Consider the following 15,722-nt stretch of genomic DNA (forward strand, 5'->3'; position numbering starts at 1 on the left):
CTGGACGTGCGCTTTTTCATGAATCATGTCCACAAAGGGATCAGGCAGCGGCGCCGGCGCGAGTATCCACCTTGCGCTGAAGGCCCAGCCGCTCAAGAACGGCGGAAACGAGCGCCGAACGGTTCATCGTGTAGAGATGAAACTCATCGATGCCGCGGCGCATCAGGTCCTGAATCTGCTCGGCAGCCACATCGGCGGCAACCCTGGCACGTTCCTCGACAGCCTCGTCCAGACCGTCGAAACGCTCGTCGAGCCAGGATGGAATGCTGGTGCCGCAGGCTCCCGCAAAACGCTTGAGCTGAGTCAGGTTCTGGATCGGCATGATGCCAGGCACAATGGGAATCTTGATGCCGGCGGCGCGAGCACGATCGTGATAGCGTTCGAAAGCATCATTATCGAAGAAGAACTGGGTAAGTGCCCGGTCGGCGCCATTCTCGGCCTTGCGCTTCAGCATATCGATGTCGGCGGCCGTGTCGCGGCTTTCCGGATGCTTTTCCGGATAGGCGGAAACGGAGATATCGAAATCGCCGCGCTCACGCAAAGCAGCCACCAACTCGGCGGCATTGGCATAGCCGCCGGGATGCGGCTGATAGGCCGACCCGACACCACCAGGCGGATCGCCGCGCAGGGCAACGAAGCGGCGAACGCCCGCGGCAAGGAACTCGTCGATCACCCGATGCGTATCCTCGCGCGTCGCGCCTACGCAGGTGAGATGCGACGCGGTCGTGAACGGTGTCTCATGGATCATCTTGCGCACCGCAGACAGCGTCGGCGCCTTGGTCGAGCCGCCTGCCCCGTATGTCACGGAAACGAATTCAGGCTCCCAATCGCTAAGATCTGCAACGGTGTTCCACAGCTGTTGCTCGGCTTCTTCCGATTTCGGCGGAAAGAACTCGAAAGAGATGCGGATACCGTCATTACAGGTTTCGGATCTCGAAGACATATCAAACTCTCCCGGCAAGAATGGGGGATGACTGGCGGTCCTGATCGGCTGCAATCAACAGCCGTGGATCACGCGCCAGCCAGATGGTGACCGTCAGCGCCTGACCGCCTTCCCGCCCCGAATGAAGGTCCTGCACGCGCTCGACATCCAGCCCTGCCAGCTTCAGCCAGTCCGACATGATCTGATGCGAGAAGCCGAGACGCAGATGCGCATGCTCGTCACGCAGATATTCAAGCCCGTGCGGCGCGAGATCGATGATGACGAGCCGGCCGCCGGGCCGCAGCATTCGCGCGGCCTCGCTAACGGCGATCTCCGGCTGATCGAGGAAATGCAGCACCTGGTGGATGGCGATCAGGTCGAAATCCTGCTGCTCGAGCGGCAGGTTGAAGATATCGCCATGGCGCACCGATGCGGCCGTGATATTGGCGCGATCGAGATTGGCGCGAGCAACCGCCAGCATGTCGCGGCTGGCATCGATGCCGATGGCACGGCGATAGTGGCCGGCCAGAAGCTGCAGCATCCGTCCCGTACCAGTCCCAAGATCGAGGAAGGAGTCGATCGGCTGCGGGCCGATCAGCTCGGTCAGTGCCTCGTCGACATCCTCGTCGGCGACATGAAGGCGCCGCAGCTCATCCCATTCGGCGGCATTCCGGCTGAAATAGGCCTGCGCGCGCTCGGCCCGAATACGCTTCACGGAATCAAGGCGCTCGCCGTCGCGCAGCAGCACCGTATCCTTTTCGGCGGTGTGGCGCAGAAGAGCGCGCGCCAGCGTGACGGCCTTGCCCTCCTGCTTCAGGCGGAAATAGGCCCAGGCGCCTTCCTGATAGCGATCGATCAGGCCAGCCTCTCCGAGCAGCTTCAGATGCCGGGAAATGCGGGGCTGCGACTGGCCGAGAATTTCGGTAAGATCGGTGACCGTCAGATCGCCGGCGGCAAGAAGCGCAAGCAGGCGCAACCGCGTCGGTTCGCCGACCGCCTTGAGCACGTCCACCACGTCATCCAAGCCGAGTTTAACCAGATCCGTCATCCGCCACCCAATCAAGATATAAAGATATCTTTATGTGATTTGGGCGCAATCTGCAAGAGCCAATTGCTCGCGACGATAATTCGACGTCGGAAATCTGTTAGTTTCTGACGAAAACGGAATATCCGGTTGCACCGATGGGCAAACAAAAACCCCGGACAAGCCGGGGTTTTCGAAGAGCGAAACCGAAGCTTAGCGCGTCAGTCGCTTGTGCGCTTGGCTGCCCGGATTGAGGGCATCGGGGCCAAGGCGGCGGATCTTGTCCTCCTCGTAGTCTTCGAAATTGCCTTCGAACCATTCGACATGGCCTTCGCCTTCAAAGGCTAGGATATGCGTGGCCAGACGGTCGAGGAACATGCGATCATGGCTAATGATGATGGCGCAACCAGCGAAGCTTTCGAGCGCGCTTTCCAGAGCCCCCAGCGTTTCCGTATCGAGGTCGTTGGTCGGTTCGTCGAGCAGAAGCACGTTGCCGCCAGCCTTCAGCATCTTGGCCAGGTGAACACGGTTGCGCTGACCGCCGGAGAGATTGCCGACCTTCTGCTGCTGGTCGCCGCCCTTGAAGTTAAAGGCGCCGCAATAGGCGCGCGAGTTCATGTCGAACTTGCCGAGCTTGATGATTTCGGCGCCGCCGGAGATTTCCTCCCATACGGTTTTATTGCCGTCAAGCGCATCGCGGCTCTGGTCGACATAGCTGAGATGCACCGTCTCGCCGATGCGGACCGTGCCGGAATCCGGCTTTTCCTGCCCCGTGATCATCTTGAACAGGGTCGTCTTGCCGGCGCCGTTCGGGCCGATGATGCCGACGATGCCGCCTGGCGGCAGCTTGATCGACAGATCGTTGACTAGCGTGCGGCCTTCGAAGCCCTTGGTGATGCCCTCCATCTCGATCACCACCTGACCGAGACGCTCGCTGACCGGAATGATGATCTGCGCATCACCGGGACGCTGATTCTCGGCAGCATCGACCAGCTGTTCGTAAGCGTTGATACGCGCCTTGGACTTGGCTTGACGGGCCTTGGGGCTGGAGGCGATCCATTCCTGTTCGCGGCTGATTGCCTTCTGACGGCCAGCTTCTTCGCGGGCTTCCTGCTGCATGCGCTTGGCCTTGGCCCGCAGATAGGCGGAATAGTTGCCTTCGTAGGGAATGCCACGGCCGCGGTCGAGCTCAAGAATCCAGCCGGTAACATTGTCGAGGAAGTAGCGGTCGTGGGTGATCATCATCACGGCACCCGGATAGTCGCGCAGGTGCTTTTCCAGCCAGGCAATGGTCTCGGCGTCGAGATGGTTGGTCGGTTCGTCGAGCAGCAGCAGGTCCGGCTGCGAAAGAAGCAGGCGGCACAGCGCGATACGGCGGCGCTCACCACCGGAAAGGCTGGTGACTTCGGCATCGCGCGGCGGGCAGCACAATGCTTCCATCGCCATCTCGACCTGACTTTCGAGATCCCAGAGATTCTGGCTGTCGATGATGTCCTGGAGCCTGGCGCCCTCGTCCGCCGTCTCGTCGGAATAGTTCATCATCAATTCGTTGTAGCGATTGAGGATTTCGGTTTTCTTGGCAACGCCTTCCATGACATTTTCGAAAACCGTCTTGTTGGGATCGAGCTGAGGCTCCTGCGCCAGGTAGCCGATGGTGGCGCCTTCGGCCAGCCAGGCTTCGCCGGTGTATTCCTTGTCGAGGCCGGCCATGATGCGCAGCACCGTCGACTTACCCGCGCCGTTCGGGCCGAGAATACCGATCTTGGCATCGGGATAGAACGAGAGATGGATATTCTCGAGGATCTTCTTGGCGCCATAGGACTTATTCAGTCCGGCCATATGATAAATAAACTGACGTGCCATAGCTTGGGTTACTCCACGGACGGATAACATTGCGAATTGTGCCGCTATGTAGGCGAAACCCCGCCCTCGGGCAACGGCGAAACCTTGTCCGAGGGCATTATCAGCGTCAGAAAGGCCGGATTTTCTCAGAAACCGGCAGCATCGACCACGCCGCGGTCGCAGCCGAAGGAGGTGCTGCCCGCACCCTGGATCAGTTTGGCAAGCCTTGGCCCGCTTCCCTGCTGCGGATCGATCGCATCTTCGGAGAGACCGATGGTCAGCTCCGAAATCATCCTGACGCCGCCAACCCGACGGCAGCTCATCTTGATACGCGCATTGGCGCCCTCGCCGAAGCTCTGGTCGAAGGCCGCCTTGATGCTTTCCGCATCGAGCTCCTTGCCCAAATTCTGTGCGAAGAGGTCGCGCACGGCCGACGTATTGAGTTCCGCGATCAGGCCCGCGGCGATGGAGAAATATTGGTCGGCGCTAAGCTTCGTGCAGGTGCCGTGCTTGATCCATTCATGCCGCTCAAGGCCGGATTGCGTGCCCGGCATCGCCTTGTCCAGCTTCGCCTTGACGTCCTGGGACAGCTGCACCGTCGGCAGGTCCTTCCAGTCGCTGCTGCGATCCGCCTGCTTCAAGTCCTCGGAAACATCGCAATATTCCTGCCGCATCGGCCATAGGCCATGCAGCGAGAAATTCGTCGCATCGTAATTGCTCGACGATTGGTTCCGGCATTCCGCCTTCCTCTGGTTCGTCGCGCAAAATGCCGGCTCCCAGCTTGCCGCCAGGATAAAGCGTGTCCGCCCTCGGCTATGGTCCTGCGCCATGGCGCCCGCCGCCGTCCCGACCGAAAGGAGCACAACCGCAAATACTCGAAGCAAATGCTTCATTCCCTGCCTCCAACTAGAACATTATGGGAACAAATAAGCAGTTTGATCAGGCGTGTGCAATCCTGAATCACAGCGCTCGGAAAGATTTATTTCTGTGAGCTTCGGCACCTATCCATTGCAATCCGACGGATGATAACCTTTCGTCCAGATGGGGAGGAACGAATGCATGTTCGCCGAGACGCAGCGCCTGGAGAGCCCAACGGGTGCGACCATTGCCTATCATCATTCGCCGGCAACGGGCGATGCACGCGGCATCCTTCTGATATCCCATGGCCTGGCCGAACACTCCCGCCGCTATGAAGCCTTTGCGGATGCAATGGCCGCCCAGGGCTTTCACGTTTACGCCCATGATCATCGCGGCCACGGCGAGACGGTTGCCCACGATGCGCCGCTCGGGCGCTTCGCCAGACGAAACGGTATCGAGCAGGTCATCGCCGATGTGCTGGCCATGCGCGAGCTTGCCGCAGGCGCTTATCCCGGCCTGCCGATCATCCTGTTCGGCCACTCCATGGGCGGGCTGATCAGCTTGAACACCGTCGTCACGCATCCGGACAAGTTCGATGCCGTCACAGTCTGGAACTCCAATTTCAACCCGGGCCTCGCCGGCCGCGCCGCCCAGCTCATCCTCAAGACGGAGCGCATGTTCAAGGGATCGGACGTTCCGAGTGGGCCGCTGCCGAAGCTGACCTTCGGCACCTGGGGTCGATCGATCGCGAACCGCCGCACCGAATTCGACTGGCTCTCGCGCCGCCCCGAAATAGTAGACGGCTACATCGCCGACCCGCTTTGCGGCTTCGACGCCTCCGTGTCGCTGTGGCTCGACATATTCGAGCTCACCTTCCGCGCGCCTCAAAAAACCTATCTCGACCGGCTCCGCCGCGACATGCCGATCCACCTCGTCGGAGGCGGCAGGGATCCGGCAACCGACAACGCGAAAGCGATTTCCTGGCTGGCAAACCATTTGAAAAAAGCCGGATTCTCTCATATCACGACCGAAATCTACCCCGACATGCGGCACGAGACGCTCAACGAAATCGGTGCCGACCAAGCCACTTCCCGCTTTGCCGACTGGTGCAAGAAGGTGACGGCAAGGAATTGATTCTCAAGGAATTCTGCAATGAACACCTCCAGCGGCGCCTCTACCCGATTGCCGCAATCGGAGCTGACCTTCGGCTTGATGATGATGTTTCTCTCCGTCGTCCTCTCGCCGATCATCGACATCTTCTCCAAGCTTGCGGCAACCACGATTCCGCCGGCCGAAGTCACCGCCGCCCGCTTCATCTTCCAGTTGCTCTTTGCGCTGCCGATGATGGCCATGCGCAAAAGATGGGGAGTGTGGACGTGGCGGCGCAGCGGCGTGCATGCCATCCGCGCCGCCGTGCTCACGCTATCCATGGTGTCGTTCGTGACGACGCTGCAGGTCATGGAGGTTGCCGATGCCATCGCCATCTTTTTCGTCGAGCCGATGATGCTCACCATTCTCAGCAGCATCTTCCTGAAGGAAACCATCGGCTGGCGACGCTATACCGCCTGCGCCGTCGGTTTTTTCGGGGCGATGCTGATTATCCAGCCGAGCTTTCAGGAAGTCGGCTTCATCGCTTTGCTGCCCGTCGTCACCGCCCTTTGCATCGCCGTCTACGTGATGATCACGCGTGTCGTCTCGCACAGTGAAGATGCATGGTCGATGCAGTTCCAGACCGGGCTGTGGGGCACCGGCTTCAGCCTGATTCTGCTTGCCCTGGGCCGCGCGACGGGATCTGCGATCCTCGACCCTGTCGTGCCGGACCTCGCGGCCATGCTCTACCTGCTCGGCGTCGGGGCCACCGCAGCGGCGGCCGGCATTCTCACGGTACACGCCTATCGGGCGGTGCCGGCTTCGACGCTGGCACCGCTGCAATATTTCGAGATCGTCTCGGCAACGATCTTCGGATGGCTCGTCTTCGACAATTTCCCGGATGCGATCAAATGGCTCGGCATCCTCATCATCATCGGCTCCGGCCTCTACATTCTCTGGCGTGAGCGGCGCTTTGCTTCCAAGCCGGTATCCGATACATCTGAAACGGCATTCACGCCCTGAGCGAGCGGACGGACATGACAGACAAAAAGACCAAGAAACCTCCGCTTTCCGGTATTCGCGTCATCGAGCTTGCCCGCGTGCTTGCCGGCCCCTGGGCCGGGCAGATGCTGGCCGACCTGGGTGCCGACGTCATCAAGGTCGAGAACCCCGACGGCGGCGACGACACCCGCCAATGGGGTCCTCCCTTCGTCGAAGGCAAGGACGGCGAAAACCTCTCCGCCGCCTACTACCATTCCGCCAATCGCGGCAAGCGCTCCATCACCGCCGACCTCAGGAGCCAGGAAGGACAGGAGCTGGTCCGCCGGCTGGTGAAGACCGCCGACGTGGTGATCGAGAACTTCAAGCTCGGCGGCCTGGTCAAATATGGGCTGGATTACGAAAGCCTGAAAAAGATCAATCCCCGCATCGTCTATTGCGCGATCACCGGCTTTGGGCAGACCGGCCCCTATGCCGGCCTCGCGGGCTACGACTACATCGTCCAGGGCATGTCCGGCTTCATGTCGATCACCGGCGAGCCGGACGGACAGCCGATGAAGGCGGGCGTTGCGATTGCCGACATCTTCACCGGCATCTACGCGGTTTCGGCGATCGAGGCCGCCCTGATCCACACACTGAAGAACGGCGAAGGACAGCTCATCGACATGGCGCTGCTCGATGTGCAATCGGCCGTGCTCGCCAATCAGAACATGAACTATCTGATATCGGGCAAACCGCCTGTGCGGCTCGGCAACGCCCATCCCAATATTTCGCCCTATGAAGTCGTCCCCACCGCAGACGGCTATCTCATTCTTGCCGTTGGCAATGACGGGCAGTTCCGTCGCTTGTGCGCCATTCTCGGCGTGGACGCCAATGCCGACGACGAGCGCTATGCGACCAACAAGGCCCGCGTCGCCAACCGCAACGAGGTGCGTGCCTTCGTATCGGCAAAGACGCTCGAATGGAACAAGGCGGAACTGCTGAGAGCCTGCGAGGCCAATGCCGTTCCGGCCGGCGCCATCAACACGATCGAAGACATGTTCGCCGACCCGCAGATCAAGGCGCGCGGCTTGCGCATCGATCTCGAGGACGCGGCAGGCACCGTGATCCCAAGCGTGCGGACGCCGATCGTGCTGTCGGAAACACCGTTGACCTATACGCGGCCGAGTCCGCGTCTCGGCGAACATCAGGAGGAAGTTCTGGCCGAATTGGCCGAACTGGAGGGAAAGGCGAGGACATGAAACGAACGGGCGGGCAACTTATCGTCGAGGCTTTGAAGGCAAATGGCGTGCGGCGCATCTCTTGCGTGCCGGGCGAGAGCTTTCTAGCCGTGCTCGATGCGCTGCATGACAGCGACATCAACGTGCTCGTCTGCCGCCAGGAAGGCGGCGCGGCCATGATGGCGGATACCTGGGGCCGATTGACCGGCGAACCGGGCATCTGCATGGTCACCCGCGGCCCCGGCGCCACCAACGCATCCGCCGGCCTTCACATTGCCCGCCAGGATTCCATTCCGATGATCCTGTTCATCGGCCAGGTCCAGCGCGATGCCCGCGAACGCGAAGCCTTTCAGGAAGTGGAATTCCGCAGAGCCTTCACCGAGTTCGCCAAATGGGTCGGCGAGATCGACGATGCCGCCCGCATCCCGGAATTCGTCACCCGCGCCTTTGCTGTGGCGACATCGGGACGTCCCGGCCCCGTCGTGCTGACCCTGCCCGAAGACATGCTGCGCGATGAGGTCGAGGCTCCGCAAGCACGCCCCTATGTTCCGGTCGCCGCCCATCCGGGCCGCGGCCAGCTCGCCGATCTCAGCCGGCGCCTGGCCGCTGCGGAACGGCCAATGGTCATCCTCGGCGGTACGCGCTGGAACGAAGACGCGGTTGCGGGCATCCGCCAGTTCGCGGAGCGTTTCAAACTGCCGATCGGCTGCTCCTTCCGCCGGCAGATGCTGTTCGACCACCTGCACCCGAACTACGCCGGCGATGTCGGTATCGGCATCAACCCGGCGCTGGCGAAAGAGATCAAGGACGCCGATCTGCTGATCCTTCTCGGTGGCCGCCTCTCCGAGATGCCGTCCTCCAGCTACACGCTGGTCGATATCCCCTACCCGCGCCAGCAGTTCGTCCACATCTATCCCGATCCGTCCGAACTTGGCCACGTCTATCGCCCGGATCTGGCAATCTGTGCCAGCCCCGCGGATTTCGTTGCGGCACTGGCGGACCTCGAAGCACCCGTCAAGACACGCTGGGCGGAACGAACCGAGCGCATGCACGCGGCCTATCTCGCCTGGTCGACAACGCCGGAAAAAAGCCCGGGTACGGTTCACATGGGCCGTATCATGGACTGGATCGAAGCCAACACGCCTCTCGATGCCATCTTCACCAACGGCGCCGGCAACTATGCAACCTGGCTGCACCGCTTTCATCGCTTCCGCCGCTTCAACACCCAGGCTGCGCCGGCATCAGGCTCGATGGGCTATGGTTTGCCGGCGGCGGTTGCCGCGAAACAGCTCTTTCCGGAGCGCGAGGTGATCTGCTTTGCCGGTGACGGCTGCTTCATGATGCACGGCCAGGAATTCGCAACCGCCGTCCAGTACGGCCTGCCGCTGATAACGCTGGTCATCAACAACGGCATGTACGGCACCATCCGCATGCATCAGGAGCGGGAATATCCCGGCCGCGTCAGCGCCACGGCGCTCGACAATCCGGATTTCGCGGCACTTGCCCGCGCCTATGGCGGCCACGGCGAAACCGTGACGGCGACGGAGGAGTTCGGTCCGGCGTTCGAGCGGGCCCGCGCGAGCGGCAAGCCTGCCATCATCGAAGTCGCGCTCGACCCGGAAGCGATCACGCCCTCGCGTACCCTGACGGAAATCGCCCAAACGAAAGGCCGGTGAGCGCAAGCTCCCCGGCCTTCCAAAACACGCTGACGCGACTTAGAGCGCGGCCGTCACGATGAATTCGACCTTGTACTTCGGCGCGGCAAGCTTGGCTTCGCTGGTCGCACGGGCCGGCGTGTTGGCAGGATCGACCCAGGCTTCCCAGGCAGCGTTCATTTCGGCGAAATAGGAAATGTCGGAGAGATAGATGAGCGTCTGCAGGATTTTCGACTTGTTGGAGCCGGCGGCTGCAAGCAGGCGGTCAACTTCAGCGAGAGCCGACTTGCACTGATCGGTAACGCTTTCGCCTTCGCCAACCTGGCCGGCGAGATAGACGGTGTTGCCGTGGATGACTGCGCCGCTCATGCGGGCGCCGACGTCGATACGCTTGATGCTCATTGCTTTCTCCTGATGTTGTTCTTCGACAAGTGACGGAAAGGCCCGCCCCTGGCTTGCCCTTCAATCTCAAGATTGGAAATATGGCCGATCAGCCGCGAATGTGGTGCGTCTTCTGATAGATCGCCGTCGAGCGCGCGCCGGAACGGCAATAGCCGAGCATCGGCCGCGGAAATTCGTCCAGCGCGTCGACCATGCCCTGGACGGCCTCTTCGGTGACGCCCATCGGGCCGACAGGCACATGGGCGATCTCGAGACCGAGTTCCTTGGCGCGAGCCTCTATGACTGAGAACGGCGTCTGGTCCGGGCTTTCATGATCCGGGCGATGGCAGACGATCGACTTGAAACCCATGGCCTTGATCTGGTCGAGATCTTCTACGGTGATCTGACCGGATACAGAGTATTCGTCATCGATCGGGCGGATATCCATGGTTCATGTCCTCTTTAAAACCGTGGCCTTGATCTACGCCGCGATAGAGCAAGCGTCAACCACGGCACGCTCTCAAACGAAGGCAAAGTTGAGCATGAAATTGCGGGCTTCGCCGGGCTGGAGAATATTGAACTCACCCGCCTCCTCAAGCTCGGCGCGAGACACCCACCGATGCGAAACCGGCTCGATGCCGAGCACATGCGCCGGTGCGCGCTGATTGCGCCAGACCTGCAGGAACGGCAACGTTTCGCTGCCAAAACGCACCCTCAGGGACTTGCCGCCGATGGCCGCGATGGGGCCGAGACTGATCTGCGCCCAATCCTCCGCCTCGCCCTGTGCCGGCACGCAGAAAATATCGCCGCCCTCCTCGCCGAAGGTCCAGGGAAAGCCGCCATTCTCCAGCATGTGTCCGGTAAGGCGCGTGCCGCCGTCGAACCATTTGCCGCCGATATTCATGTGGTACATCAGGAAGACCGGCATAGCCTCGCCACTCGTATTGACGACGCGATCGGCCAGCGAAACCTCGCCGGTCACACCGTCGATCCGCCAATGACGTTCCAGCCTCGCCGTTCGTCCCTCGGCCGTGACGACATCGATATCGGCGCGGCATTCCGCGTTGCCGTTCTCGAATTTGGTCCAGAGAATTTTGGCCGGATGAGATGCGAAGGAACCATGCAGCGGATAGCGCTTGCCTTCATGCGCGCCGGACATCGGCTCGGGATGGCGGATATGATCCGGCCCGCAGGTGAAGAGGAAGCCTTCCACGGAATGACTGATACGCGGATCGCCATCGTCTGGAACGGCGCTTCCGGGCGCAAGATTGTTGCCTTCGACGACGCAGGCGCCGATATCCAGGACGGAACCCTCGTCCAGCGTCAGTTTCGGCCCCTTGGCTGCGGCAAAATCCATCATTCTCCGTAATCCTCCCTGATCGACTCCACGCGCGGGCGTTGTCCCATAATGAAGCGTCGCGCAAATAAACGGTGATTTGGCTTACCGAAAGTTAACTTGAAGGCTTGATCACATAAATTTTTATATTTTATTCAGCATGATAATCTAAATTTCCATACTGGCGTCAAAATTGCCATGTGTGTGTCAGCCGAACTACCATCCGAGGATTCGACAGACGTGAACCGGTTCGTGAAATTGAGTTTTGTACTGGCAATGACTGCCACCGTGTCCATGCTCGCGCTCACTGAAGCGCAGGCACAATACTACCGCAACGGAAACGGCAACACGGTACTCGTCACTCCCGACGGGCGAATTCTCGACCAGTACCCCTATGGGGGCGGATATTCCATGGCGCGGGATGGGCGCGGTCGGCGCGTTCTGATCGACGCCTATGGCAACGTCGTCGCGACGGAAATGAAGGCAAGCACCTATTATCCGCGCGCACCGGCTCGCGATGCCTATGGCGACAATGGCGATGGTGGCCGCTATGGAGACACGCAGTTTTCCAGCAACGGTGACTACCGCGATTACCGCCAATATCGCACCGACAGCTACGATCAACAGGACCGTGGCGTGGTCACCGGCGGCATTCCGCGAGACGGTGATATTCAGCGTCAGCCTCTCGACAATCAGCCGTTGCCGGACGAAAGCCAAGGTCAGGCGAACCAGGACGGCAGCGACTACGCGTCGATAGATCCGCAGCAGGGAACGCCGGATATCGTCCGCAAGCCGCCGGCCGAGCCCGTAATTACGCTCAAGGGCAAGTCGAAGATGGAAATCACCGCGCTGGAGGTCTTCCTCGCGCGGCAAGGCATTTCGCCGGGTGCCATCGACGGGCGCATGGGCGCAAACGTCACCAAGGCGATCTACGCTTACCAGCAGATGACCGGCCAGACGCTCGATCCGAACAATACCGACACGATCCTCGAGCAACTGCGCATGTCCGGCGGCATGCCAATCGTCAACTACACGATCACGGCCGCCGACGCGGCTGGCCCCTATGTCGCGTCCATCCCTGAAGATTATGCAGCGAAGTCCCAGATGCCTTCGCTTGGCTATACGTCGACAACGGAAATGCTGGCAGAGCGCTTTCACATGGATGAAGGCTACCTGAAGGAGCTAAATCCGGGCGTGGATTTCACCGTGCCCGGCACGACGATCAAGGTCGTCAATACCGGCGCCAGCAAGACCGGTACGGTCGCCAAGATCCTCGCCGACAAGGGCCGCAAGCAGGTTTTCGCTTATGACGCCAACGGCACGCTGATTGCAGCCTATCCGGCCAGCATCGGTTCGGCCGACACGCCCTCGCCCTCCGGCACGGTCACGGTCGAGCGCGTGGCGTTCAATCCCGGCTACACCTACAATCCGAAGATCAATTTCAAGCAGGGCGCCAACGATAAGGTCCTCGACATTCCGCCCGGCCCGAACGGTCCGGTCGGTACTGTGTGGATGGCATTGTCGAAGCCGACCTACGGTATTCACGGCACGCCGGATCCTTCGAGGATCGGCAAGTCGCAGAGCCACGGCTGCGTTCGTCTCACCAACTGGGATGCGACCGAGCTGGCTAAAATGGTCAAGCCCGGCGTGGTCGTCGAATTTGTCGATTGATTGACGGACATGGTGCCAACAAAAAAGCCGCCGGGTAACTCCCGGCGGCTTTTTTATTCTCCATATTCAGTGGACGCGCTGCGACTTTGGTCGAGCGCGCCCCAAATCAAGCAACTCGTCAGAAGCAATCCCGGAAGAGAGCCTTGGTGTTTTCCAGCGTCATCGGCACCGGATTGCCGCCGGCGCTCGGATCTTCGATCGCCATGGCGGAGAGCTCGTCGATACGGTCGGGCGCGATGCCCATGGCAGAAAGGCTTTCCGGAACGCCGAGTTCGGCGCGCAGCTTCAGCACATAGTCGTAGAAGCCGTCAAAGCCGCCGGCGATGCCGAGATAGGCTGCCGCACGCGCGATCTTGTCCTCAATGGCCTTGCGGTTGAAGCGCAGGACTGCCGGCATGACGACGGCATTGGTCATGCCGTGATGCGTGTTGTAGACGGCGCCGATCGGGTGCGAGAGCGCGTGGATGGCGCCAAGACCCTTCTGGAAAGCGACGGCGCCCATGGCCGCAGCGCTCATCATGTTGGCGCGCGCTTCGAGATCCGTTCCCTCGCGATAGGCGCGCGGCAGGAATTCCTTGACGAGCCGCATGCCCTCAAGCGCGATACCGGCCGACATCGGGTGATAGAACGGCGAGGAATAGGCTTCCAGGCAATGAGCGAAGGCATCCATGCCGGTGCCTGCCGTGATGACCTTCGGCATGCCGACCGTCAGCTCGGGATCGGCGATGACGACGCCGGGCAGGAACTTCGGATGGAAGATGATCTTCTTAACATGCGTCGCGGAATTGGTAATGACGCTGGCGCGGCCGACTTCGGAACCGGTGCCGGCGGTTGTCGGCACGGCGACGATCGGCGCAATGCCCTCGACGCTGGCGCGGGTCCACCAGTCGCCGATATCTTCGAAATCCCAGACCGGACGCGACTGGCCTGCCATGAAGGCGACGCACTTGCCGAGATCGAGGCCGGAGCCGCCGCCGAAGGCGACGACGCCGTCATGCCCGCCATCCTTGAATGCCTTGACGCCGGCTTCGAGGTTCTTCTCGTTCGGGTTCGGATCGACATCGGCGAAGAGCGCACGGCCGAGACCCGCATCCTCGAGAATGTCCAGAGCCGTCTTGGTGATCGCCATCGAGGCAAGTCCCCGGTCAGTGACCAGAAGCGGCTTCTTCATGCCCAGGCTCTTGCAGGCGTCCGCGAGTTCCTTGATGCGGCCACGGCCGAGCTTGAAGGCGTTCGGATAGCTCCAATTGGCTGAGATAGTGCTCATGCTGTTACTTTCTTCAGGTGATAGGATTTCGGACGCGTCAGGTTGTGGAAGCCGATGACCGACAGCGAGCCGCCGCGGCCGGTTTCCTTGACGCCGGTCCAGCACAGAGCCGGATCGAGATAGTCGGCGCGGTTCATGAAGACGGTGCCGGTTTCGATCTCATGGCCGATCCGAGAGGCACGCTCGACATCCTTCGTCCAGAGCGAAGCCGTCAGGCCATAAGGGCTGTCGTTCATCAGCCCCAGCGCTTCCGCATCGCTCTTCACCTTCATGATGCCGACGGCCGGACCGAAGGTCTCTTCCCGCATGAAGGCCATCGAATGATCGACGTTGACGAGGATCTGCGGCGCGAGATAGGCGCCGCCGTCATCGGCCGGGAACAGCTTGGGATCGACGAGCGCCTTGGCGCCTTTGGCGACGGCATCGGCGATCTGTTCGCGAACCACCTTGGCGAAGCGCTTGTGCGCCATCGGCCCGAGCGAGGTTTCCGGATCGAGCGGGTTGCCGAGCTTGTAGTTCGAAACCCATGCGACCGACTTTTCGACAAAGGCGTCGTACAGCGATTCATGCACGTAAATGCGCTCGATGCCACAGCAGCACTGGCCGGAATTGAAGGTGGCGCCATCCATCAGCGTATCGACGGCGGCGTCGAGATCGGCATCCTCCATGACGTAGCCCGGATCCTTGCCGCCAAGCTCGAGCCCGAGGCTGGTAAACGTACCGGCAGCCGCGCGCTCGATCGACCGTCCGCCTTCGACGGAGCCGGTGAAATTGACGAAGTTGAAGCTTCCGGCCGCAATCAGCGCCGAGGTCGTCTCATGGTCGAGGAAGATATTCTGGAAGACGTCGGCGGGAACGCCGGCCTCGACAAAGGCCTGCACCAGCCGCTCGCCGACGAGCAACGTCTGGCTCGCATGCTTGAGGATCACCGTATTGCCGGCCATCAGCGCCGGAGCAACCGTGTTGATCGCCGTCATGTAAGGATAGTTCCACGGTGCGATGACGAAGACGACGCCGTGCGGCTCGCGCTCGATGCGGCGGGCAAAATTCGCACTGTCTTCGACAACAAGCGGCGCGAGCGCATCGGCGGCGATCGACGCCACGTAGTTGGAGCGCTCGTTGAAGCCCCGATATTCGCCGCCATACTTGATCGGCCGGCCCATCTGCCAGGCAAGTTCCGGCACGACCACATCGGCCATCTCATTGAGCCGGGCGACGCCCTTCAGCACGAGCTGGACGCGATCTTCCAGCGGGCGGCGGGCCCAATCCTTCTGTGCCTTGCGGGCGCGTGCAACGACTTCCCTGGCGGCATCCAGCGACAAGGCCGGACGTTCAGCATAAACCTCTCCGTTCACCGGGGAGACACATGTGATCATGGTCATGATCGAATTCCTGTTTTCTTCGTCATCAATTGATTACCGGATATTTCGCAACCTGCCGCCGCATTCCAAGGAGAAT

14 protein-coding genes are annotated in these 15,722 nt (G+C 61.1%); 5 read left to right on the forward strand and 9 right to left on the reverse strand.

Features of this window, described 5'->3' with window-relative positions; all coding sequences use genetic code 11:
* Positions 1-40: 40 nt before the first annotated feature.
* The 4 genes from metF to ACQZ6J_RS01980 form a co-directional block, all read right to left on the reverse strand.
* The gene (gene metF / locus ACQZ6J_RS01965) at positions 41-943 is read right to left on the reverse strand and encodes a methylenetetrahydrofolate reductase [NAD(P)H] (protein WP_449081561.1); all 903 of its coding nucleotides are present in this window, start codon (positions 941-943) and stop codon (positions 41-43) included.
* A gap of 1 nt (position 944) precedes the next feature.
* Positions 945-1,970: an ArsR/SmtB family transcription factor gene (locus ACQZ6J_RS01970; protein ID WP_449081563.1), complete on the reverse strand. Its 1,026-nt coding sequence runs from the start codon at positions 1,968-1,970 to the stop codon at positions 945-947.
* A gap of 189 nt (positions 1,971-2,159) precedes the next feature.
* The gene (ettA, locus tag ACQZ6J_RS01975; RefSeq protein ID WP_163987732.1) at positions 2,160-3,809 is read right to left on the reverse strand and encodes an energy-dependent translational throttle protein EttA; all 1,650 of its coding nucleotides are present in this window, start codon (positions 3,807-3,809) and stop codon (positions 2,160-2,162) included.
* A 125-nt stretch (positions 3,810-3,934) separates the two neighbouring features.
* On the reverse strand, positions 3,935-4,681 hold the full coding sequence (locus ACQZ6J_RS01980) for a ribonuclease T2 family protein (RefSeq protein WP_449081565.1): 747 nt from the start codon (positions 4,679-4,681) through the stop codon (positions 3,935-3,937).
* A 166-nt stretch (positions 4,682-4,847) separates the two neighbouring features.
* Here ACQZ6J_RS01980 and ACQZ6J_RS01985 point away from each other — a divergent pair, with 166 nt between their 5' ends.
* The 4 genes from ACQZ6J_RS01985 to ACQZ6J_RS02000 are packed head-to-tail and all read left to right on the forward strand — an operon-like array spanning position 4,848 to position 9,630.
* Positions 4,848-5,780, forward strand: coding sequence for an alpha/beta hydrolase (locus tag ACQZ6J_RS01985; RefSeq protein WP_449081567.1), 933 nt, complete (start codon positions 4,848-4,850; stop codon positions 5,778-5,780).
* Positions 5,781-5,798: 18 nt separating this feature from the next.
* Positions 5,799-6,758, forward strand: coding sequence for a DMT family transporter (locus ACQZ6J_RS01990; protein WP_449081569.1), 960 nt, complete (start codon positions 5,799-5,801; stop codon positions 6,756-6,758).
* A 14-nt stretch (positions 6,759-6,772) separates the two neighbouring features.
* A complete protein-coding gene (caiB, locus tag ACQZ6J_RS01995) occupies positions 6,773-7,975 on the forward strand; it encodes a succinate--glutarate CoA-transferase (protein ID WP_449081571.1) in 1,203 nt (400 codons plus the stop codon).
* On the forward strand, positions 7,972-9,630 hold the full coding sequence (locus tag ACQZ6J_RS02000) for a thiamine pyrophosphate-binding protein (RefSeq protein WP_449081573.1): 1,659 nt from the start codon (positions 7,972-7,974) through the stop codon (positions 9,628-9,630). Before caiB ends, ACQZ6J_RS02000 begins: the two co-directional genes overlap by 4 nt.
* A gap of 39 nt (positions 9,631-9,669) precedes the next feature.
* On the opposite strand, the gene ACQZ6J_RS02005 is transcribed toward ACQZ6J_RS02000, so the two are convergent.
* From ACQZ6J_RS02005 to ACQZ6J_RS02015, 3 genes are all read right to left on the reverse strand, one after another.
* Positions 9,670-10,011: a RidA family protein gene (locus tag ACQZ6J_RS02005; RefSeq protein WP_015340385.1), complete on the reverse strand. Its 342-nt coding sequence runs from the start codon at positions 10,009-10,011 to the stop codon at positions 9,670-9,672.
* 88 nt (positions 10,012-10,099) lie between these two features.
* Positions 10,100-10,438: a TIGR01244 family sulfur transferase gene (locus ACQZ6J_RS02010; protein ID WP_113405567.1), complete on the reverse strand. Its 339-nt coding sequence runs from the start codon at positions 10,436-10,438 to the stop codon at positions 10,100-10,102.
* 72 nt (positions 10,439-10,510) lie between these two features.
* Positions 10,511-11,350, reverse strand: a complete 840-nt coding sequence (locus ACQZ6J_RS02015) for a DUF4432 family protein (protein ID WP_449081576.1) — start codon at positions 11,348-11,350, stop codon at positions 10,511-10,513.
* A 216-nt stretch (positions 11,351-11,566) separates the two neighbouring features.
* Between ACQZ6J_RS02015 and ACQZ6J_RS02020 the strand changes: the two genes are divergently transcribed.
* Positions 11,567-12,997, forward strand: coding sequence for a L,D-transpeptidase (locus ACQZ6J_RS02020; RefSeq protein WP_163987740.1), 1,431 nt, complete (start codon positions 11,567-11,569; stop codon positions 12,995-12,997).
* A 118-nt stretch (positions 12,998-13,115) separates the two neighbouring features.
* On the opposite strand, the gene ACQZ6J_RS02025 is transcribed toward ACQZ6J_RS02020, so the two are convergent.
* Both ACQZ6J_RS02025 and ACQZ6J_RS02030 read right to left on the reverse strand, forming a co-directional pair.
* Positions 13,116-14,264, reverse strand: coding sequence for an iron-containing alcohol dehydrogenase (locus ACQZ6J_RS02025; protein ID WP_449081579.1), 1,149 nt, complete (start codon positions 14,262-14,264; stop codon positions 13,116-13,118).
* Complete coding sequence (locus ACQZ6J_RS02030) at positions 14,261-15,646, reverse strand: aldehyde dehydrogenase family protein (RefSeq protein WP_449081581.1); 1,386 nt, start codon at positions 15,644-15,646, stop codon at positions 14,261-14,263. Before ACQZ6J_RS02030 ends, ACQZ6J_RS02025 begins: the two co-directional genes overlap by 4 nt.
* Positions 15,647-15,722 lie beyond the last annotated feature (76 nt).

The sequence above is a fragment of the Rhizobium sp. A37_96 genome, from assembly GCF_053521765.1.

Excerpts from the sequence above, each read along its gene's own strand:
- ACQZ6J_RS02025 (WP_449081579.1), bottom strand. The coding sequence starts at position 14,264 with ATGAGCACTATCTCAGCCAATTGGAGCTATCCGAACGCCTTCAAGCTC.
- caiB (WP_449081571.1), top strand. The coding sequence starts at position 6,773 with ATGACAGACAAAAAGACCAAGAAACCTCCGCTTTCCGGTATTCGCGTC.
- ACQZ6J_RS02010 (WP_113405567.1), bottom strand. The coding sequence starts at position 10,438 with ATGGATATCCGCCCGATCGATGACGAATACTCTGTATCCGGTCAGATC.
- ACQZ6J_RS01990 (WP_449081569.1), top strand. The coding sequence starts at position 5,799 with ATGAACACCTCCAGCGGCGCCTCTACCCGATTGCCGCAATCGGAGCTG.
- metF (WP_449081561.1), bottom strand. The coding sequence starts at position 943 with ATGTCTTCGAGATCCGAAACCTGTAATGACGGTATCCGCATCTCTTTC.
- ettA (WP_163987732.1), bottom strand. The coding sequence starts at position 3,809 with ATGGCACGTCAGTTTATTTATCATATGGCCGGACTGAATAAGTCCTAT.
- ACQZ6J_RS02030 (WP_449081581.1), bottom strand. The coding sequence starts at position 15,646 with ATGACCATGATCACATGTGTCTCCCCGGTGAACGGAGAGGTTTATGCT.
- ACQZ6J_RS01980 (WP_449081565.1), bottom strand. The coding sequence starts at position 4,681 with ATGAAGCATTTGCTTCGAGTATTTGCGGTTGTGCTCCTTTCGGTCGGG.
- ACQZ6J_RS01970 (WP_449081563.1), bottom strand. The coding sequence starts at position 1,970 with ATGACGGATCTGGTTAAACTCGGCTTGGATGACGTGGTGGACGTGCTC.
- ACQZ6J_RS02005 (WP_015340385.1), bottom strand. The coding sequence starts at position 10,011 with ATGAGCATCAAGCGTATCGACGTCGGCGCCCGCATGAGCGGCGCAGTC.
- ACQZ6J_RS01985 (WP_449081567.1), top strand. The coding sequence starts at position 4,848 with ATGTTCGCCGAGACGCAGCGCCTGGAGAGCCCAACGGGTGCGACCATT.
- ACQZ6J_RS02000 (WP_449081573.1), top strand. The coding sequence starts at position 7,972 with ATGAAACGAACGGGCGGGCAACTTATCGTCGAGGCTTTGAAGGCAAAT.
- ACQZ6J_RS02015 (WP_449081576.1), bottom strand. The coding sequence starts at position 11,350 with ATGATGGATTTTGCCGCAGCCAAGGGGCCGAAACTGACGCTGGACGAG.